The 20,485-nt window shown below is 42.8% G+C and carries 14 protein-coding genes and 5 pseudogenes; 10 read left to right on the top strand and 9 right to left on the bottom strand.

All coding sequences use genetic code 11. The features are described 5' to 3' along the window. Window positions 1-75: 75 nt before the first annotated feature. Entirely contained in the window at window positions 76-1,029 is a 954-nt protein-coding gene (locus tag IQ224_RS12080; RefSeq protein ID WP_194032991.1) for a site-specific DNA-methyltransferase, read from the top strand. A gap of 220 nt (window positions 1,030-1,249) precedes the next feature. Here the strand turns inward: IQ224_RS12080 and IQ224_RS12085 are convergent, their stop codons facing one another. Together IQ224_RS12085 and IQ224_RS12090 are read right to left on the bottom strand one after the other, a co-directional pair. After that, the gene (locus tag IQ224_RS12085) at window positions 1,250-2,320 is read right to left on the bottom strand and encodes a glycosyltransferase family 1 protein (RefSeq protein WP_194032992.1); all 1,071 of its coding nucleotides are present in this window, start codon (window positions 2,318-2,320) and stop codon (window positions 1,250-1,252) included. A gap of 146 nt (window positions 2,321-2,466) precedes the next feature. After that, complete coding sequence (locus IQ224_RS12090) at window positions 2,467-3,597, bottom strand: glycosyltransferase family 1 protein (protein ID WP_002741820.1); 1,131 nt, start codon at window positions 3,595-3,597, stop codon at window positions 2,467-2,469. Window positions 3,598-4,024: 427 nt separating this feature from the next. Between IQ224_RS12090 and IQ224_RS12095 the strand changes: the two are divergent. Together IQ224_RS12095 and IQ224_RS24125 are read left to right on the top strand one after the other, a co-directional pair. Next, window positions 4,025-4,921, top strand: a pseudogene (locus IQ224_RS12095) (WD40 repeat domain-containing protein); the annotation flags it as partial. A gap of 195 nt (window positions 4,922-5,116) precedes the next feature. Further along, window positions 5,117-5,314, top strand: a pseudogene (locus tag IQ224_RS24125) (WD40 repeat domain-containing protein); the annotation flags it as partial. 42 nt (window positions 5,315-5,356) lie between these two features. On the opposite strand, the gene IQ224_RS12100 reads toward IQ224_RS24125, so the two are convergent. Continuing rightward, on the bottom strand, window positions 5,357-6,700 hold the full coding sequence (locus IQ224_RS12100; RefSeq protein WP_194032993.1) for an AAA-like domain-containing protein: 1,344 nt from the start codon (window positions 6,698-6,700) through the stop codon (window positions 5,357-5,359). A gap of 144 nt (window positions 6,701-6,844) precedes the next feature. On the opposite strand from IQ224_RS12100, the gene IQ224_RS12105 reads away from it, so the two are divergent. Then, on the top strand, window positions 6,845-7,009 hold the full coding sequence (locus tag IQ224_RS12105; protein ID WP_002791676.1) for a hypothetical protein: 165 nt from the start codon (window positions 6,845-6,847) through the stop codon (window positions 7,007-7,009). Window positions 7,010-7,080: 71 nt separating this feature from the next. Here the strand turns inward: IQ224_RS12105 and IQ224_RS12110 are convergent, their stop codons facing one another. Continuing rightward, a complete protein-coding gene (locus IQ224_RS12110) occupies window positions 7,081-7,623 on the bottom strand; it encodes a peroxiredoxin (protein ID WP_024970938.1) in 543 nt (180 codons plus the stop codon). Between the two features lie 225 nt (window positions 7,624-7,848). Here IQ224_RS12110 and aroA point away from each other — a divergent pair, with 225 nt between their 5' ends. Then, a complete protein-coding gene (aroA, locus tag IQ224_RS12115) occupies window positions 7,849-9,189 on the top strand; it encodes a 3-phosphoshikimate 1-carboxyvinyltransferase (RefSeq protein ID WP_194032994.1) in 1,341 nt (446 codons plus the stop codon). A gap of 195 nt (window positions 9,190-9,384) precedes the next feature. Next, the gene (locus IQ224_RS12120; RefSeq protein ID WP_002741807.1) at window positions 9,385-11,100 is read left to right on the top strand and encodes an ABC transporter ATP-binding protein; all 1,716 of its coding nucleotides are present in this window, start codon (window positions 9,385-9,387) and stop codon (window positions 11,098-11,100) included. A 242-nt stretch (window positions 11,101-11,342) separates the two neighbouring features. Here IQ224_RS12120 and purF read toward each other — a convergent pair whose 3' ends face one another. Then, the gene (gene purF, locus IQ224_RS12125) at window positions 11,343-12,806 is read right to left on the bottom strand and encodes an amidophosphoribosyltransferase (RefSeq protein WP_002741804.1); all 1,464 of its coding nucleotides are present in this window, start codon (window positions 12,804-12,806) and stop codon (window positions 11,343-11,345) included. Between the two features lie 137 nt (window positions 12,807-12,943). Further along, the gene (gene purL, locus IQ224_RS12130; protein WP_002741802.1) at window positions 12,944-15,214 is read right to left on the bottom strand and encodes a phosphoribosylformylglycinamidine synthase subunit PurL; all 2,271 of its coding nucleotides are present in this window, start codon (window positions 15,212-15,214) and stop codon (window positions 12,944-12,946) included. A 148-nt stretch (window positions 15,215-15,362) separates the two neighbouring features. Between purL and IQ224_RS12135 the strand changes: the two genes are divergently transcribed. Next, window positions 15,363-15,854: a DUF29 domain-containing protein gene (locus IQ224_RS12135; RefSeq protein ID WP_194032995.1), complete on the top strand. Its 492-nt coding sequence runs from the start codon at window positions 15,363-15,365 to the stop codon at window positions 15,852-15,854. A gap of 17 nt (window positions 15,855-15,871) precedes the next feature. Next, window positions 15,872-15,961: pseudogene (locus IQ224_RS12140) on the top strand (type II toxin-antitoxin system HicB family antitoxin); the annotation flags it as partial. Window positions 15,962-15,994: 33 nt separating this feature from the next. Here the strand turns inward: IQ224_RS12140 and IQ224_RS12145 are convergent. Then, window positions 15,995-16,231, bottom strand: a pseudogene (locus IQ224_RS12145) (serine/threonine-protein kinase pkn1); the annotation flags it as partial. Window positions 16,232-16,261: 30 nt separating this feature from the next. Here IQ224_RS12145 and IQ224_RS12150 point away from each other — a divergent pair. After that, on the top strand, window positions 16,262-17,638 hold the full coding sequence (locus tag IQ224_RS12150) for an MlaD family protein (protein WP_002741796.1): 1,377 nt from the start codon (window positions 16,262-16,264) through the stop codon (window positions 17,636-17,638). Window positions 17,639-17,724: 86 nt separating this feature from the next. Here the strand turns inward: IQ224_RS12150 and IQ224_RS12155 are convergent, their stop codons facing one another. Next, on the bottom strand, window positions 17,725-17,928 hold the full coding sequence (locus tag IQ224_RS12155) for a type II toxin-antitoxin system HicB family antitoxin (RefSeq protein ID WP_002741794.1): 204 nt from the start codon (window positions 17,926-17,928) through the stop codon (window positions 17,725-17,727). Beyond that, window positions 17,912-18,895, bottom strand: a pseudogene (locus IQ224_RS12160) (IS30-like element ISMae39 family transposase); the annotation flags it as partial. The pseudogene IQ224_RS12160 and the gene IQ224_RS12155, both read right to left, overlap by 17 nt. Before the next feature lie 199 nt (window positions 18,896-19,094). Between IQ224_RS12160 and IQ224_RS12165 the strand changes: the two are divergent. Then, complete coding sequence (locus tag IQ224_RS12165; protein WP_036399828.1) at window positions 19,095-19,739, top strand: DUF3226 domain-containing protein; 645 nt, start codon at window positions 19,095-19,097, stop codon at window positions 19,737-19,739. Window positions 19,740-20,485 lie beyond the last annotated feature (746 nt).

Raw genomic sequence — 20,485 nt, forward strand, 5'->3', positions numbered from 1 at the left:
CCCCACACCCTACCCCTAGTAAAAACTTTTTCAGCAAACCCTAATTAAAAGTGGCTCTTCTCTGCTAAATTGTCTATGAATCAGTTGCCCTTATTTTCTCAATCAAAATCAGTGCGAGACTTTTATCAACCTGATGCCGAAATAATTCTTTATCAAGGAGATAGCAATAATTTTATCAAGACTATACCGGATAATTCTGTGAGCTTGATTATTACTTCTCCTCCCTACAATTTAGGAAAAGACTACGAAAAAAAAATCTCTTTGGATACTTATCTGGAAACCCAAACAAAAATTCTGCGAGAATTCTCTAGAATCTTGCAAGATAATGGCAGTATTTGCTGGCAGGTGGGAAATTTTGTTCAAGAGGGAGAAGTTTATCCTTTAGATATTTTTTATTATCAGCTATTTAAACAAATGGGTTTCTTTTTAAGAAATAGAATTGTCTGGCATTTTGGCCATGGATTACATACTTCTAAAAGATTTTCTGGCAGGTATGAAACTATTTTATGGTTGACAAAAACCGATAAATATACCTTTAATCTTGATCCAGTGAGAATCCCCGCTAAATACCCCGGTAAGCGTCATTTTAAAGGTAAAAATATCGGTAAACCCTCTGGTAATCCTTTAGGGAAAAATCCCAGCGATGTTTGGGAGTTTTTAGCACAAGAATGGGATGAGTTACTTTGGGATATTCCTAACGTTAAATCTAATCATCCAGAAAAAACTATCCATCCTTGTCAATATCCAATCGAATTAGTAGAAAGATGTGTTTTAGCCTTGACAAATGAGGGGGATTGGGTTTTCGATCCTTTTGCTGGAGTCGGAACTTCTCTGATTGCTAGTATTATGCACAATCGTCGAGTGATGGGGAGTGAAAAAGAAGCAGAATATGTGAAAATTGCCAGGGAAAGAATCGCCGCTTATTTACAAGGAAATCTCAAAATTCGTCCTTTAGGAAAACCTATTCATCAGCCTAATGGTAAGGAAAAAGTTGCTCAAATTCCCCAAGAATGGCACAATAATATATAGGAAGTAACACTGAATCTCCCCCCCAGGTAGATGGATTCATGAATTCATCTACTATGAGTTGATGCTAAATCTGGTTATTAAAAACTGATTATTTATTCCCCCTGTTGCCTTTTGCATGAGTAGAAAACGGGTTTCTCGGAGAAACCCGTTTTCTGTGCGTTACTCAACGGATTTAGTATAACCCATCCTACAATGATTGATCAGTTTTTTGTCACCATTTTTAGAGAAAACTTTGCAGAATTGTGGCGGTTTCTTGTCCAGTTTTTTCCCAACTAAAAAGCTCGGCGCGTTGGCGACTCAAGGATTTTAATTTTAGGCGTAATTGTTCATTGCTGGCGATTTGCTGCATTGCCTCCCTCATCTCATCAATACTATAGGGATTAATTAAAATTGCCGCATCTCCTGTGACTTCCGGGAGAGAGGAAAGATTAGAAGTAATCACAGGAGTTCCACAGGCGATCGCTTCTAGTACAGGTAATCCGAAACCTTCCCAAAGGGAAGGATAAACTAAAGCAGTTGCTTGGTTTAAAAGTTGCGGCAATTCTTCATAGGAAACATAGTTTAAAAATTGCACCCGTTGAGAGATTGATAATGCTTCTACCTGTTGCTGTAGAGCAGGGGTAAAACGGGGGTCAAATTGACCGACAATTAATAATTGATATTCGGGATCGATTTGGGAAAAAGCAGTAATTAAACGAGCGAGATTTTTATGAGGATCATAACGACCAAGATAGAGAAAATAGGGACGAGTCGCCAGATTTAGAGGACGAAAATTATGAGAATCATATCCAGAAAGAATCACGGTTATTTTGTCAAGAGGTATGTTAAAAAACTTATTAATATCCGAGGCAGTTGCTTGGGAAACAGCGATAATATGTGTGGCTTTTTTCAGGACTTGAGGTAAATAGTATTTATTATAAAAAGTTAAAGGAGAAAATTTCGGGAACCGCAGGGGAATTAAATCATGAACTGTGACAATATAGCGGCAATTTCCATAAATAGGTGCTTCGGGAATGGGGGTAAATAGCAGGGAAGACTTTAATTGTTGATAGGTTTGATAGAGTTGGGTTTCTGTCCAAATTAAGCGCTTAATATTGCCTTTGGTTCCCTGCTCTTGGGTGAGGTTTGCCGACACAGGATAGGTGTTAAAATCTGGGTAACTATTAGAAGTGATTAGGGTAGGATTTAAGTTAGCTAATTGAGGAATGAGATTTTTAGTATAGGTAGTCAATCCAGTATATTTAGTACCGAGAAAAGCGAGATTGATTAATAATTGATGATTCCTATTCATAGATATTAGCTAGTTAAGTAGGTAGGTGTTAAAAGTTGTCAGACACCCCCATTATCAAGGGAAGATCAAGGGGTGATCAGCACCCCCCTTATCAAGGGGGGATTAAAGGGGTATCCATCTTCAATTTAATTATAACTACTTACTTATTATAAAAGAGAACGATAAGCTTTTATAGTAGCTTGTGCGGTTTTTTGCCAAGAGAATTTTGCCGCTTGTTTTTTTCCTTTAGTGATTAATTCTTGACGGAGAGAGGTATCACTAATAACTTGATAGATTGCTGCGGCAATTTCTAGGGGATTATCGGGATTAATTAATATTGCCGAGTCTCCGGTGACTTCGGGTAAGGATGCAGTATTAGCAGTTACCACGGGACAACCTAAAGTCATCGCTTCTAAAACTGGTAATCCAAAACCTTCATAAAAGGAAGGATAAACAAAAACATCAGCTTTTTGATAATAATCCGCAACTAAGTCATCAGCAAGATAATCAAGATGTTGGATACTATCTCGGAAGGGAGACTGAGATATTTTATCGAAAATTGGTTGATACTTCCATCCTTTTTTGCCAATCAGAATCAGATTATAGTCTAATTTATACCTGTCCTTGAGATAGTTAAAAGCGGTGATGAGATTAATAATATTTTTTCGTGGTTCTAGGGTACTAACAAAGAGTAAATAGGGTTTAGTGATAGTTCGGGATGAGGGAGGATTGGGGAGAGAAGAATAACGACTTGCGAGGGGAGTAACAAAAATTTTCTCTGGGTTCACATCTAAATATTCGATAATATCTCGTTTGGTACTTGCAGAGTTAGCAATGACTAAATCTGTCCATTGTAGAGATTGTTTAATGCGTTGGGTGTAGGTTTTGACAATCCCAGTGACAAACTCAGGATATTTAATAAAAGTAACATCATGAATAGTCATAACTTTGCGACTCTGACGACAAGGATACACCACATGATCCAATCCGTGGAGAATATCGGGAGAATCAAGAAAGTTTTCTAGATAGGGAATTAGAGGATTAGGAAATCGGGTTAAGATATTGCTAAGACTGACGGGAATTGGTAAACATTTAACCTCTGGATAGGATTGTAGTTTTTCAGGAATAGAAAGATTACCCCGCAGCCAGTTTTTTACCGATGGTTGAAAACAGAGGGACAGGGAAAAGTTTTCTTGGTTTTGTAATTTAGCTAATTCGGCAATCAGGTGATAAGCATATAATCCAATTCCACTAGGATTCTGTCTTATCGGTGTACCATCAACTAAAATTTTAAGCATTTGCGGTTAGATAAGATTGACGGGATAGATATTTTTAAAATTACAGATTCAATTGTCAATTTTGCTCGGTTAGGACAAGATTAAAATTGGCAATAAACTCCACCCTAATGGTTAATCTTACCCTATAACGTCCCTAAATAGCAGCCTTTTTTGGCTAGGTTACGGCGAATACTTATATTTATCGGGCAATTTTTTCGATTATTGTCCCCTCACCCACCCTGCGACTAGGATTGTCAATCGGTACTTATAAGCTATGAATCTCCTTGACGAAAAACACTGTAATTAGTTATAATTAGGGAAGAATAGCTTACCCGTAATTGTGGCGATCAAAGATTTCTCAAAAGTCATCTCAGGGATGGCTTAGTCTCCTACAGAACCACTAACATCGGGTCATGCCGAAAAATCTTGATTAACTAATGTTTTTACTATGTTTAATCCCTTAGTATCTTTTAAATCCTTAGAAGGCCATGAAGGTGAAGTTAAATGTCTAACTTTTTCCCAAGATGGTAAACTTTTGGCTAGTGCCGGAGATGATGGTAATATTCTAATCTGGGAATGGAGAAAAAATCAGAAGTTTTCTTTAACTAAAAAAATTGATAAAGTTTTTGAAGATGATATCAATAAAATGTTTGGAGATCTAGAGGAGGGGATTAGCAATATATTTGGAAATAAGGGTGGAATCGCTATACCTAAAATTAATGATATGTTCTCAAAATCACCTCAAGTAAAGGTTTTGGAGATTGATGATATATTTCCAAGACATAGACATAAAAGAATCAACTCTGTTGCTTTTAGTCCCTGTCAAGGATTTTTGGTCAGTGGAGGAGATGATCAAACCCTAAGAATTTGGTCACTAGAAACTAAAAAATTAATCTCTACCTTAACGGGACACCAAGACAAAGTTACAGCAGTAGCTGTTCATCCCGATGGGGAAATTATTGCTAGTGGTAGTGAAGATAAAACGGTGAAAATATGGTCAGTAAAAACTGGAGAAACTCGGTTCACATTACAAGGTCATAGCGACAAAGTCCTAACAGTTAAATTTAGTCAAAATGGTCAACTTTTAGCCAGTGGTGGCGGCGAAAATGACAAAACGGTAATTATCTGGAATCTGGGAGAAAAAAGCAGTATTACCTTAAAAGGTCATTCCGATTGGTTTGGAGGTATTTTATCGGTAGATTTCGGCAGTAATAACAAATTTTTAGTCAGTGGCAGCAAAGACAAAACTATTAAAATCTGGGATATTAAAAGAGGTACAGAGGTAAAAACTCTCAGCGAACATAGTGATCATATCAATTCAGTTACTGTTAGTCCTAATAATCAACTATTAGGGCTCTTCGTTACTTGTTATGGTTCGATAGGGGGGCATAAATCAACAAAATCTTTATCTGGTAAGGGATTTAATTGATTAGTTCGCTTTAGATAAAAAACAATTGACAAAAATCGCCCAATGTCTTTCTCTATAAGGGTTCCATCCCTTATAACTCCCGTCTATTGCATAAGACAAACCGAAGAACCACTATTAGCCAGTGGTGGTGATGATAAAAGCTTAAAATTATGGGATTTAAAAGCAGGAAAAGCGATTATTTCTATTCCCCATCCCCAGAAAATCTATTCCGTTTGTTTTAGTCCCGATGGTCATTATATCGCCACGGCCTGCCAAGATAAAATCGTGAGAGTTTATGGCACTTCCGAACTACAATCTTTAGCAAGTTGAACAATCTTTGAGCGCACCGGATGCTTATCGGTGTCTAATTATCTACTGGAGATCGCTGCCGGTCTGTTCTTCTCGGAAGTAAAGCTGATATAATTGACAGCTAGGCTGGGCTAGGTCGCCTTTTAACTGAATTAAACCCATACTTTCCAGTTTATAGGCAGTAATCGGCTCTAATCGCGCTCCCTTATCGGAAGAATTAACCACTTCCCCCATCGCTGTCAATAATTCCGGCTGTTTTTGCAGATTATCCCAGTGATGACGCAGGTGTGCCGCATAAATTCCCCCTTGGGTAGCAGCATTAGGGAGAATATTTTTTTCCCCACGCACCCGCGCTTCCAGAGCCAAACGGCTAAGATAGGGATGACCAGCGACTAGAGCAATTAAATCCCCGATAAAACGCTGATTATCCTCATTTTTGGGCAATCCGTAGCTACTAGCCAAGTTTTCCAGTTGTTCGAGGCTAAAACCGGGTAATTTAATCGCGCGACCGACATTAAAGGGAGATTGATTAGCGTCCAATTGAATATAGATTTCCGTGGAATTAGCAATCGCTAACCGCAAATTCTGCCAGATTTCTAAATTATTAGCCTCTTCGTGCCAACAGCGCAAAAGCGGCAGAAAATCCCTAGCGATGTCGGGATACTCGAAAATTCTGTCTAAATTATCTAGGGCCAAAAAGAGCGGCCCGTTAATCTGTTCCAAAAGATAGGACTGAAAATAGGTTTGACAACTGATTAAACTGCCAAATAGTTCCTCATCCCAATATTCATCTAATTGAGGCTTTAAACCCAATTCTCGGCTAACATTGGCCGAAAACCAGCGACAAAATCGGTCTAAACTGGCAAACATCGCCTTTTCTGCCACTTGACAATTGATATAAACTGTGCTATGTCCCCAACTATCTGCCTGAGCGAGCAGATGTTTAAGCAGAGAAGTTTTACCGGTCTTTTCAGGGGATTTAATGCGAATGAGTGACCCTGGACGATTAATTTCTTGATAACAGTCGCTTTCGACGGGAGGGCGGCTAATATAAGTATCTATAACTGATTTTTCTGCTAGTATCGGGGTGGGGTGATTTTTCCATTGAGGATATTTGATATCTTTGAACCATTCTCGGAGGATTTGGAACTTACCCGGCCCTTTACTACCTAATTCTAGTTCGGGACAGCCATTATCTTTATCTGCCGAGAAATAGCTATAGATTTTAGTCATTTGTTTTTTATAGGTTTCATGGCTGGCAGCCTCAGCCATTTCCCAAATTTCCTCATCCGGTTTGCGCCAATTTTCGTAGGCAAAACGAACTAAAAAAATCTCCTTTAATTTGCCTTGAACACCGTATTCTCTAGCTAGATGTTTGAGAAACTCGTCCCATCCCTGTGGTTTCATCCCGTTCTACTTTATTCTACTTATATTCCCTTTTTTTCCATGTTAACCCCTTTTTCCCTCTTGGCAATGGGACTGACATCCGAGAAGGAAGGCCTTATGGTAAAAGTAGGTCAATTACCTGATGGTGTCTAAGGGAGTAAAACCATGAAAATCTCGTTAACCTTTTTTGTTGTGGCCTCCTTGCTGTTAGGTTCAATTCCTCACACTTTAGCGGTTAATAGTCAAGATAACCATTTTGACCGTTCCTCTTGGCCGCTAATTTTACAAAACCGTGACTGTAAGGGTGATAAGGACGATAATTGCAATTAGTCCTGATTATCTCGGTTAAGGTTGTTAGTCTATATCCCCCACCGATGAAAAAATCGTGGTCGGGATTTTTTTTATGAAGTCGCCTGTAATTCCTCTAAACGTGCTAAAACTTCGGCACTGTGAATGGCAGGATTTACCCCTAAATAAATCTCTTTTAAAATCCCCTGCGGATCGATAAGATAGGTATGACGTAGGGAAACATAACCCATCCAAGAACCATAAGCTTTACTAACATCTCCGGTAGTATCTGCCAGCAAGGGAAATTTTAACCCCTCCGAGTCACAAAATTCCGCATGAGAATCGACATCATCGGCACTTACCCCTAAAACTTGCGTATTTTTAGCCATATATTTCGGCAAATCCTGCTGAAAACGCCGCGCTTCTAGGGTACAGCCGGGGGTAAAATCCTTGGGATAAAAATATAAAACTACCCATTTACCCCGATAGTCCGATAGGGAAATATTCCCTTCTCCCGTGTTAGTCGGTAGGGTAAAATCGGGTGCCGGTTGATTTAAAGGGGGTTGGGGGCCACCTAAAGCGTTAGCATCGGGAATAAGGGCAAAAAATGCCAGAATTACTGCAATTAAAAAACTCAACAGTTGACGACGAGACATAATCAGTTATCAGTTATCAGTTATCAGTTATCAGTTATCAGTTTCTTGGTGTGATAAGTTTAACCTAATACGGGAGCGATCGATCTTTGTGTCCTTTCCCTCGTTCCTGTCACACTGGGAAAATCAACTGTCACTCTAGCTTAATATTCTTTACATAACTTGACAAGGAAAGGGCAAGGTAAAGGGGGAAAATAGATCGAGCTTGTCTTCATCTGCCTAACGATCATGTCTATTGTCACCCTTAACCCCCTTCAATCCCATCAAGATTTAGTCATCGATCCAAGTAAAATCACGGGATTACGGGGAAAAATCACTATCCCCGGCGATAAATCCATATCCCATCGTTCCCTGATGTTAGGAGCGATCGCCGAAGGAGAAACCGTTATTCATGGGTTATTATTGGGCGAAGATCCCCGCAGTACCGCTAGTTGTTTTCGTGCCATGGGTGTGGAAATTTCCCAACTCAACAGCGAGAAAGTAATCGTCAAAGGTAGGGGTTTAGGCAATCTTGAGGAACCCTTAGAAATCCTCGACGCGGGCAATTCCGGCACGACGATCCGCTTAATGTTAGGATTATTGGCTGGTCATCAGGACCGTTTTTTTGTCGTTACCGGCGATGCTTCCCTGCGATCGCGTCCCATGTCCCGGGTGGTGAAACCCCTCAAGGAAATGGGGGCGCAAATTTGGGGCAGAAAAGCCAATTCTTTGGCTCCTTTAGCCGTTTCTGGGGAATATCTGCAACCGATCCACTACTATTCTCCCGTTGCTTCTGCACAGGTGAAATCCTGTCTTCTTCTCGCAGGACTGTTAACGGAGGGGAAAACCACGATCACGGAACCCGCTTTATCTCGCGATCACAGTGAACGGATGCTGCGCGCTTTTGGGGCGAATATTGAGGTGGATGGGGAGACTAATAGCGTCACGGTGACGGGTTATCCCACTTTAACCGGACAAACGGTGATCGTCCCAGGGGATATCAGTTCGGCAGCTTTTTGGTTGGTAGCGGGGGCAATCGTGCCTAATTCCGAGTTATTAATCGAAAATGTGGGAATAAACCCGACTAGAACTGGAGTTTTACAGGTTTTACAGGCAATGGGGGCAGATATCACCCTCGAAAATCAACGGGTGGTAACGGGGGAACCAGTGGCGGATCTGCGGGTGAAATCCAGTCAACTACAGGCAACCACGATCGCTGGTGAGATTATACCCCGTCTGATCGATGAAATTCCGATTTTGGCAGTAGCGGCGGTTTTTGCCCAAGGAACGACAATTATCAAGGATGCTGAGGAATTACGGGTTAAGGAAAGCGATCGCCTGACGGTGATGGCCAACCAACTCGATCGCCTAGGGGCAAAAGTAAGGGAATTACCCGATGGTTTAGAGATTACCGGCGGTACGGGCCTATTCGGCACGGAAGTGGACAGTTTTACCGATCATCGCATTGCCATGAGTCTAGCGATCGCTGCCCTCAATTCCCGTCAACCCACCACTATCCATCGCGCTGAAGCGGCCGGCATTTCTTACCCCGATTTCTTTAGCACCTTAAAGCAAATTTGTCAAGAGTAGAAATATTAAGTTTTTCTGCGAACGGGCGAGGAGTAACTGATAAAATTGCAGGATAAATCACAGAGTAGTGGGCTGCCTGTGTGATAATCAAGTTCATCGATCGAGGTAGCGGAAAATAGAAGCGTCCCTCATTCAAATTTCCCTGAAAAATATCTCCCTATCTACCCCACCCCCGTCTTCTCTTCCCCACCAATAATGGAAATCATCGCCCAATTAGAGAAAGTTTCCTATATTTATCCCGAATCCTCCAATCTAGTGCTTAAAAATATCTCTTTAGCAATTCATCGAGGAGAATTTTTAGGTATTATCGGGCCCACAGGTGCGGGAAAAACTACTCTCTGTTTAACTCTTAACGGTATTGTCCCCCAATTTTACGGAGGACGTTTTTTTGGTTATGCAACAGTAGCCGGTTTAGACACTTTAACCCATCCCGTTAGCACCTTGGCCCGCTATGTGGGGGCAGTATTTGAAGATCCCGAAACGCAACTTTTAGCCACTTCTATAGAAAATGAAATCGCTTTTACCCTAGAAAATTTACGGCTACCGCGAGAGGAAATTAAAGCGCGTATTCCCAAAGTTTTAGCGGCAGTCCGGTTAGAGGGAATGGAAAAAAAATCCCCGGGGGAATTATCGGGAGGACAAAAACAACGATTAGCGATCGCCGCCGCTCTCGCAGTTCAGCCCGCTTTGTTAATTCTCGATGAACCCACCTCCCAACTGGATCCGGTGGGATCCCAGGAAGTTTTCGCCACGATTAAGGAATTAAATCGCCATCTCGGTGTCACCATTGTGATGGTCTCCCACGCGGCCGAGGAAATGGCCGAATATGCCGATCGCCTGGTACTATTAAGGGAGGGTGCGATCGAAGCTATGGGAACCCCAGCAGAGATCTACTCCCAAGTACAACTTTTACAGGAAAATGCCCTGCGTCCCCCGCAGGTGGCCACTACTTTTGCCTTGATCGAGCAGAAAATCGGGGCGGTCGAGTCGATTCCTGTCACCCTAGATCGCAGTTTTGCTGGTTTAAACGAGCTTAAATCCTTTTATCATCATCTTACCCCAACCCCTCCCTTATCGTCGGTTTGTGACCCCTTAAACCCCCTACTGAGGGTTAAAAATCTCTGTCATACCTACCCCGATGGTACTACCGCTTTGTGGGATGTGTCCCTCGATATTGCCGAAGGGGAATATCTGCTGATTATCGGTCAAAATGGTGCAGGAAAAAGCACTTTAGTCAAGCATTTTCTCAATCTTCTCTCGGCAACCACCGGTCAAGTTATGATTGACGGACGTTCGACCAGTAGCTTTTCTGTCAGTGATTTAGCCCGATCGATCGGTTATGTAGCCCAAAATCCCGATAATCAGATTTTTAACACCACTGTGGAGAAAGAAGTATCATTTGCCCTGACTAATCTCGGTTATTCTCCAGAAATCATTATCCAACGCACGGAAGCAAGTCTAGAAGCCATGGGACTGCTAGAATATCGCTCCTATCATCCTCTCTCCTTACCGAAAGGCGATCGAGCGCGGGTAGTGATTGCGGCAATTTTAGCCATGGAACCGCGTATAGTGGTCTTTGATGAACCCACCACCGGCCAAGATTACCAAGGAGCTAAGGCAATTTTAGAGGTGAGTCGTCAATTACACCAGATGGGCAAAACCGTGATTGTGATCACCCATCACCTCTATTTAATGCCAGAATACGCCGAAAGAGTAATTATTATGGGTCAAGGAACTATCCTTTTAGATGCCCCAATCCGGCAAGCTTACCATCAAACCGATCTCTTAGCCAAAACCTATCTAACTCCACCCCAAGCAGTTTTATTAGCACAAAAATTAGGACAACTTTCTGGTTATCCTAATTCTCTTTTAACTCCCCAGGAAATTGCCGATTGTTTTCAGAGGATTTAGCCTTGAGGCTATCTAGGGTTTGCTGAATAATGGTAAAACCCTTTTAAAATAAGGCTTTTGACCTGTTAAAATCCGATGTTCATGCTGCGAAAATAGGATTGGGATATTCAAAAACCTTGCATTATCATTCTTTAAGTACAGAAACTGGTACAAAAAAAGAGGACAACAAAGCCTGAAACGACCGACTCCTGACTCCTGACTCCTGACTCCTAACCCCACCAACAAACTTTTTGCTGCAACCCCTATTTAACTTTTTCTAAGATCAACTTCGATCGCTTAACATTATCAGGTACAGGAATCGGATAATCGCCATTAAAACAGGCAGTACAGAAGGTTTTCGGATCTTCCTTCGTTGCTGTTAACATCCCATCTTGACTGAGATAAGCTAAACTATCCACCCCGATTTGTGCCTGAATTTGGGCCACCGATTTAGTTGCCGCAATTAATTGCTCTTGATTGTCCGTATCAATACCATAAAAACAAGGATGAGTCACCGGAGGAGAAGATATTCTCATGTGAACTTCTCTTGCTCCCGCATCGCGTAAAGCTTTAACTAATTTCCGGCTAGTGGTTCCCCGCACGATCGAATCATCAACAATAATAACTCTTTTTCCCTGTAAAACATCCTTTAAAGGATTCAATTTCATCTTAATTCCCGACTCTCTCATGTGTTGGGTTGGTTGAATAAAAGTCCGTCCCACATAACGATTTTTAATCAATCCTTCCGCGTAGGGAATATCAGAAATGCGCGAAAATCCGATCGCCGCTGGAATACCCGAATCGGGAACTCCCATCACCATATCTGCTTCTACCGGCGACTCTTTAGCTAATTGTTCCCCCAAACGTACCCGATAAGTATATAAAGATTCCTCGTGAACAATGCTATCGGGACGAGCAAAATAAATCATCTCGAAAACACACAATTTTTTCTCCGGTTTCATGGCCCAATCCACCGAAGATAAGCCATCTTCACTAATCCAAACTAATTCCCCCGGCTGCACATCCCGCAGATAATCGGCCCCAATAATATCTAATCCGCAGGTTTCCGAAGCTAAAACATAACGGTGGGGATTGCCTTCTTCTTGCAAAATCCCAATTACTAAGGGTCTGACACCATTGGGGTCTCGCGCCCCGATAATTCCCGTCGGTGTGCCGATAACAAGGCTATAAGCCCCGCTACAATAGCTAAAGGCATCGATCGCCGCTTCTATCCAATCCTTGCCACTATCCACCTCCTGACCGATAGCGACGGCGATCATTTCCGAGTCGGTGGTGGTGACGAGATCGCAACCGCGCTTTTCTAATACATTTCTTAACTCAAAAGTATTGACTAAATTGCCGTTATGTGCTAGGGAAAGTTTACCCAAACGGGTTTCGATCACAGCAGGTTGGGCATTGGCCCGACGGCTAGAACCGGTGGTAGAGTAACGAGTATGACCGACGGCGTGAGTACCCGGCAAGGTTTTAAGGACAGTTTCGTTAAAAACTTGGGAAACTAAGCCCATTTCTTTGTAACAATGCACCGTTTCCCCGTCGTAGGTGGCAATACCTGCCGATTCCTGTCCTCGGTGTTGCAGGGCATAGAGTCCGAAATAGGTCAGTTTTGCTACTTCTTCCTCGGGGGCATAGAGTCCAAAAACTCCACAGGCTTCTTCAGGCTTATCGACGCGGTTCGGGGATAGGGATGAGTCGGGATGGCTAGACATGGGAGGGTTGGGGCTGCAGAATACTTTGGTAACAAAATCTTAACCGATCTTAATCTTCTTTTAACGATTTATTGATCAGCTATCAGCCTTTATTTATCGCTATAATTAGCCATCTTATCTAGCTGACGGCCTCAAGATTACAGTCTTCTTTCGATCGCTTTTGACCAAACTTGCTGTATAGTTTCTAGACTAACATCGATCGCCGGTTGTTTATTCCGGTCAAGAATTAAAAGATTATCGCTTTTTTCGCTAACTTTGCCGGTTATTTGCCAATAGTCTCCCAATTGTGTCTTTAGATATTCTTCCCAATCTTGCCGATTTTCGGGGGAAACGGAGACAATAATGCAACTAGCTAATTCCCCGAATAACACCGCGTCAAAACGGCCTTGATGCTGCCAAGAAAGGTCAATTTCTGCCCCTAATTGGCCACTAATACAGCATTCTGCCAGAGCAGTGGCTAAACCTCCCTCCGCGCAATCGTGGGCAGATTTCAGCCAACCGGCGCGAATTCCCCGACGACAGGCCGCTTGTACCTTTCTTTCTAACTCAAAATCAATTACCGGCGGTTTTCCCGTCACCAAACCGTGAATAACGGCTAAATATTCGGAAGCGCCGATAGTTGGCAAGGAAAAACCCAAAATATAGATTAAATCCCCCGCTTTTTGCCAACCTTGGCCGCAAATTTGCCCGATATCCGGCACTAATCCCACCATCCCAATCACGGGAGTCGGATAAATAGACTGGGGGCTGCCAGCTGCATCAACGGTTTCGTTGTACAAAGAGACATTACCCCCAGTCACCGGTGTATTCATTTCCCGACAAGCTTCAGCAATACCCTGACAAGCAGTGGCTAATTGCCAATAACCGATTGAATTCTCTGGACTTCCGAAATTGAGATTATCCGTGACAGCAATGGGGTCGGCACCAACACAACTAAGGTTTCTGGCCGCTTCCGCCACGGCCAACTTAGCTCCGTTATAGGGATCAAGATAAACATATCGCGGATTACAATCTGTAGTCGCCGCTACACCTCGCCGAGAATTGGCGGGATTAGCACCCAGAGGACGCACGCGAATCACGGCCGCATCGGCCCCTCCGGGGAGAATAACGGTGTTATTCTGGACTTGATGATCATATTGACGATAAATCCAGCGTTTTGAGGCAATCGAGGGACTATCCAGCAGTTTTAATAAAATCTCGTTATAGGATTCGGGAATAGGAATCGTGCTATCTTGCCATAATTGAGCTTTTTGGGCGTATTCTGGCGGTTCTGTTAGTAATTCCCGATGATAAATCGGAGTATTATCCGCTAGGGCCGTGGCAGGAATTTCGGCGGCAATTTCCCCTTTAAATAATATACGGACGATCGGTTCTGCAATTACCTGGCCAGCGACCACAGCCTGAAGTCCCCAACGATGGAAAATCTCGATTAATTCGCCTTCTCGTCCCGATGCTGCCACAAATAACATTCTTTCTTGGGATTCCGACAGCAGATATTCGTAGGGAACCATCCCGGTTTCCCGGACGGGGATTTTATCGAGATCTAATTCAATTCCCACCCCTCCCTTGGCCGCCATCTCGGAGGTAGAACAGGTGATCCCCGCGGCCCCCATATCCTGGGCCGCCACCACCGCGCCGGTCTTAAATGCCTCTAAACAAGCTTCTATCAGGGATTTTTCCAGAAAAGGGTCGCCCACTTGCACCGCGGGCCGGTCATCCATAGATTTATCGGTTAATTCGGCGCTGGCAAAACTCGCCCCTCCCATACCGTCGCGGCCGGTGGTAGAACCAACGTATAAAACCGGGTTTCCCAGGCCTTTTGCCCCAGATTTAACGATTTCCTCGGTTTCCATTAGCCCTAAAGCCATGGCATTAACGAGGGGATTGCCATTGTAGGCATTATCAAAGTATATCTCACCGCCCACCGTGGGAACGCCCACACTATTGCCATAATGACTTATTCCTTCCACGACTCCGGCAAAAATGCGCCGATTGCGGGCATCTTGCAAGTTACCAAAACGAAGGGAGTTGAGGATAGCAATGGGCCGGGCCCCCATGGTAAAAATATCCCGCAGGATGCCTCCAACTCCGGTAGCGGCACCTTGGAACGGTTCCACCGCAGAAGGATGATTATGGGACTCGATTTTAAAGGCTAATCGCAATCCATCGCCTAAATCCACTACTCCGGCATTTTCCCCCGGTCCGACGAGAATTTTTTCGCCAGTGGTGGGGAATTGTTTGAGCAGCGGCCGGGAGTTTTTATAACAGCAGTGTTCCGACCACATCACGCCAAACATTCCTAATTCGGCTTTGTTGGGGTGTCTTCCCAGTCTTTTGACTATTTCTTCGTATTCTTCGGGTTTGATGCCTTCTGAGGCAATTTCTGCGGCAGTGAAGGGGGTAGTCATGGGACAATGCGATCAAGGGACAAGATTTATTGTATAACGTCTGATGAGATCGAGTTATACTGCTTAGTGAAAGACAAAAAAGTTAAAAAGGTTTGCGCTAGTAAAGTTAAGCTAAAGACATAGTTTTATGATCAGTGGGAACGAAACTATGGCAGTAGAAACAGCTTTATCAATGAAAGCCTTATACGATCAGGATTTTGTTCTCTGGGCTTCAAAAACCGCCGAACTTTTAAAGCTAAAAAAGTTTGATGAGGTGGACTGGGAAAATCTGATCGAGGAAGTGGAGTGCATGGGGAAAAGTGACAGACGGGCTGTAGAAAGTTTATTAACCCAGCTTATCGAACACCGGTTTAAGTTAGCTTATCACAAATCGGAACGGGAGCGAGAACGCAACGTCTGTAACTGGGTAGGAGAAATCGCCAGTTTCCGAACTCAACTAGGAGAGTGGCTAGAAACCACTACTCTCAGTAACCATGCGCGGGATTATTTTCAAAAAGCCTACTCGAACGCTCGAAAAATCCTAATACAAGCGAAAACCGTCACTGGCGATGCGATTCCTGTCGAGCCTCCTTTCTCCCTCGAACAGGTATTAGATGGGGAGTGGTTCCCGATTGATATCGATCATTACTTCGACGTATAAGAACAAAAAAGTTAAAGATGAATATTAAAGTTATTGTTTGGCAAGAGGATGATTTATGGTGTGCCACCGTTCCAGCTTTCCCCAGTTGTCATACTTGGGGAAAAAGTATATGAGAAAATCTATCCAACTGCTAAACTAGAGGCATCTTTTTCGCTGACACTGTGGGAAAGTTCCCCGTCAATGGTCACTACGCGATCGCTCAAGCCTTGAAACTGTCCGATAATTGGTTTTAGGTATTGTTCTAGATTAATGGCTACTTTGGCCATTTTGATCGCTTCTTGTTCCAGATTATCTAACTCCAGCTGCAGCTGATACACTTGTTTATAACCGTTCAACTTACCGATCATTTTCGAGAAAACCTGTTTTTGTGTATCCTGATACTGTGTAGAGATGAGGAGTAATTATTTATGGAAGCTGGCGGTTCACAACGAGGGATTTCCCCAACTCTGCGGCAAAGTGGTATCGGTTTAATGTTACTGGCATCGGGGGGAATACTAATCTGGTTTGTCACCTGGTTAAGTAATTTTAGCTTCGGGGGACGCAGTTATCGAGCCAGCTTCCTTTTTCCTAATGTGGGTGGCATGATGGTGGGAACCCGCGTCGGTTATCGGGGAGTGAGAATCGGGCAAGTGACGGCAATTACCCCAGAACCAGAGGGAGTCGCCGTAGAAGTGGAGATTTCGCCAGCAGATCGCCTAATTCCCAGTAATTCCCTCATCGAAGCCATTCAATCCGGTTTAGTCGGTGAAACCACGATCGATATTACTCCCCTGCAAGCTTTACCCGTCGGTGGTGTTAAAGAACCCCCTTTGAGTCCTAACTGTAATGGGGAAGTGATTATCTGTAACGGTTCCCGTTTACAAGGGCAATCGGCGCTAAATGTCAATACCCTGATCAGATCTTTACTGAGAATTTCTAATCTAGTTAGTGATCCCGATATGGTGGCTGGATTTCGTTCCTTCACCCAACGCGCTGCCAATGCCTTGGGGGGACTCGATCGCTTTAGTGGTGAGGCAACCACCGCTTTAAGCGAGGTACGTCGCAGCGGTACTCTAGGTAAAGTTAATTCGGGTATGAGATCCCTAGAATCCTTACCGCAAGTATCCGGTTCCCTCGATCGCCTTTCTAGTGATCTTTCCGGTGTCGGGGGATTGAGTCAGGAAGCGACTACTTTACTGAGAAGTTTACAGGGAAGTGGCGGCCTGAGAAATTTAGACGCTACCCTAGTAGAGGCCCGAAAAACGCTGCTTTTGGTGGGAGAAACTACCGAAGAACTGCGGGTTTTTTTGGGAGCTAATCAAAATCGTTTAATTGCCACTCTCGATAGTATCAAAACTACCAGCGATCGCCTACAAACTACTCTCGCTGCTTTGGATCCGATTCTGACACAAGTGCAGAAAAGCCAAATTATCGACAATTTAAACACTATTTCGGCAAATGCTGTTAAATTAAGCGAAAATTTGGGAAATTTTACTGCTTATCTCTCCGATCCTGCCACTGTTGTCACCCTACAGCAACTCCTCGACTCCTCTCGCGCTGCTTTTGCCAATCTTCAGAAAATCACCTCGGATGTGGATGAAATTACTGGTAATCCGCAACTGCGACAGGAAATTATCCGCTTAATTCAGGGTTTAAGTCGTTTGGTTTCTTCTAGCGAACAACTACAGCAGGAATTCGCCCAAGGTCAAGCAATGACAAGAATGGCCGCCCAAATTGCGACAATAGCCCCAAATCCCGCCCCTAATACCCCAGAAAAAGACCCTAAGAAACCTGAATCTGAGTAGCAGAATTTGGGGTTAGGGGTTGGGAAAAAAGTCCGAGCATTTGTACTAAATTTTTCAAGTCCCAGTTTCAATAAACAACAGTTTGCTTAATTTTTTGTCATAGCTAAATGAGGAATTTCTTCACCATGTTGACGATAACTTTCTTTAACGCCTTCCCAAGCTAAAATTAATTGATTGAGTGCTGTTTGAGGGCGATCAGCAAAAGCAGAAATGCTAGGAATTTCTACTAAGTATGCTATCCAATCTCCCTCCTCATCTTGGAAGATGGCCAATTCAAGTCTGAATTGCATCACTGTCTGATCTACCTTTATAGAATACCTCATTCGGGGTACGATAGTCAAGACATTTTCGAGGACGATTGTTAATCAAGTTTACGGCTCTTTCCACCTCCTCTGGCTTAACGATTTTAAAATTCGTTCCCTTGGGGAAAAATTGTCTTAACAGTCCATTGGTATGCTCGTTTAATCCCCTCTCCCACGAATGATAAGGAGTAGCAAAATAAAAATCTGCTCCTAGTTTCTGACTCAACTCTTGATGTCCACAAAATTCTTTAACCTTGTCACAAGTAAAGGTTTTTCTTTGGTCAGGGTGAATCTCTTGAAAAAGTTTTTCTGTGACTCTATTGATTTCCGATGCGGTTTTGTTTTTGGCTAATCCTGCTACTAAAAATTTCGAGGCTTTATCTACATGAGTAACGAGAACTCCTAGATGATTGCCTCCAATCATTGTGTCACTTTCCCAATGACCGATTTCAGTTTTCTGGTCAGCAATTACTGGTCGCTCGCTGATATCTACACGCCCTGGAATCCCTCCACGCTTACTTTTTGCTCCGCCTCGACTCTTTCTTTGACAAAGCCCCCGGCGTAAATATTTCTGGTACTCTCCACATCCGTGATAGTTCTGATAGATCATTTGATAGATGGTTTCGTGACTGAGAGATTCTTGACTGGCTCTTTTCAGACGACCTGCTATTTGTTCGGGACTATGATAATCTTTCAATCCTTCTTTGACCAACTCTAAGGCTGACTCGCTGACATTTTTAAAGGGTTGTTTGGCATTTTTTCGCCTTGTCTCGCTTTGAGCTTGTGCTGTGTCAGGTAGATAGCAGCCAAGGGAACTTTGATTCCTTTTTAATTCCCGTGATATTGTGCTTTGATGACATCCGAGCCAGACGGCCATTTGCCGTTGAGATAAATTTCCCTCCTGACTAAGTTGGTAGAGCAAGTTTCTTTGTTCTATGTTAAGATGTTGAGGGCTTCGTTTTTGGGTCTGATTTGTTTTTGTTAATGATCAGACAGTACCTGATGAGCCTTTCTTTGACAACTCTTGAGGTTGATGCGTTTCATTTTTGAATTGGCGCTATTCAAAGGATAAATAAGGACAAGGAAAAAGCAGTTTCCTTCAATACTAGACAAATTTACCTCGCTTCTGAAAGAGATATTGAGGTTCGCTAAAAATGCCCAAAATACATCCTAAAAAACTTTTGGTAGAGGGAAGAGAAGACATGAGAGTGATTCCCGAATTAGCAGAAGCCCATGGCATCTCTTGGGGAGAGACAAAGGACACAGCTATTATCTATATTAAACCCTCTGATAGCATTGAGATTTTACTCGATAGCGATAATATTTACAACGAAATCAATGATAGTGGACTAACTCATTTAGGAATTATTATGGATGCACACCAAGAACCTAATAATCGTTGGAAAAGTTTATATAATGCCTGTTTACCAAATATACCTAACTTACCTCAAAATTTACCAGCAGAGGGATTAATTATAACTCTAGAATCGGGGATAAAATTCGGTGTGTGGATGATGCCCGATAATCAATCTAGAGGAATGTTAGAGACTTTTTTAGCCTATTTAGTTCCCGATAATAATCTTTGGCAATATACACAAAACAAGGTGATAGAGGCAAAACAACAAGGGGCAACCTATAGAGATTATCATCTAGATAAGGCTAATATTCATACCTATTTAGCTTGGCAAGATCCGCCGGGGAAACAACTTCACGATGCAGTAAAACAAAGAATACTTAATCAATCCCATCCCCAATCAGCAAATTTTTTGAGATGGTTACAGGAGTTATACGAGATTTGAGAGAACTATGGCTCCAGATGGGAATGACAGCCTCATAATATTTCTCTGTGCTTTATTAATTTTCTATATAGTTCATCTTGATTATCTACTAATAAGGAATTAGAGACTATTTGAGATGGCAATTGAGAAATACCATTTGACTTGACGACAAACTTAGTAATACTCAAAATTGCTGCAACGATAATGCCCGCTATAACTGTCTCAACTATTCCCACGTTAGTTTGAAACCCCTTTTTTAGTTGCACGCCTGACCATATTATACGGAAACTTTCTGTATATCACACCAAGTACACATTTAAAAAAAAATCTTTCCCTATATTACTCTCAAATAGAGCGATCGCAAGAAACTTTCCCAATAACACGACAATAAGTCTGTTATGCCGATTAGCACATTTTTTTATGAACCCTCCACCACTACCAGAGCAGCGATCATACTAATTTAAGAAGTAGATGATCTATCCCCAATTAAGTGCTAATCTGGCAGAGGATATTAGATCACCTAGACTTATCAACTTTAATGAATGAGTAGGGTGCGTTCCCCAAAATCGATCGGTGCAGTGGTAGAACTGACCTTAGGGAACGCACCCTACGGCTGCGGCAATAGCGATCGCACTATTTTCTTTCACTAAAATCGGGTTTTAACAGGTCAAAAGCCTTATTTTGAAAGGGTTTTACCATTATTTAGCAAACCCTAGGTAGGGTTTGCTGAAAAAGCTTTTCCTGGGGGCAGGGTGTGGGGTGTGGGG

It is taken from the genome of Microcystis sp. LEGE 00066, from assembly GCF_015207925.1.
In the GTDB taxonomy this organism is placed as follows: Bacteria; Cyanobacteriota; Cyanobacteriia; order Cyanobacteriales; family Microcystaceae; genus Microcystis; species Microcystis ichthyoblabe_A.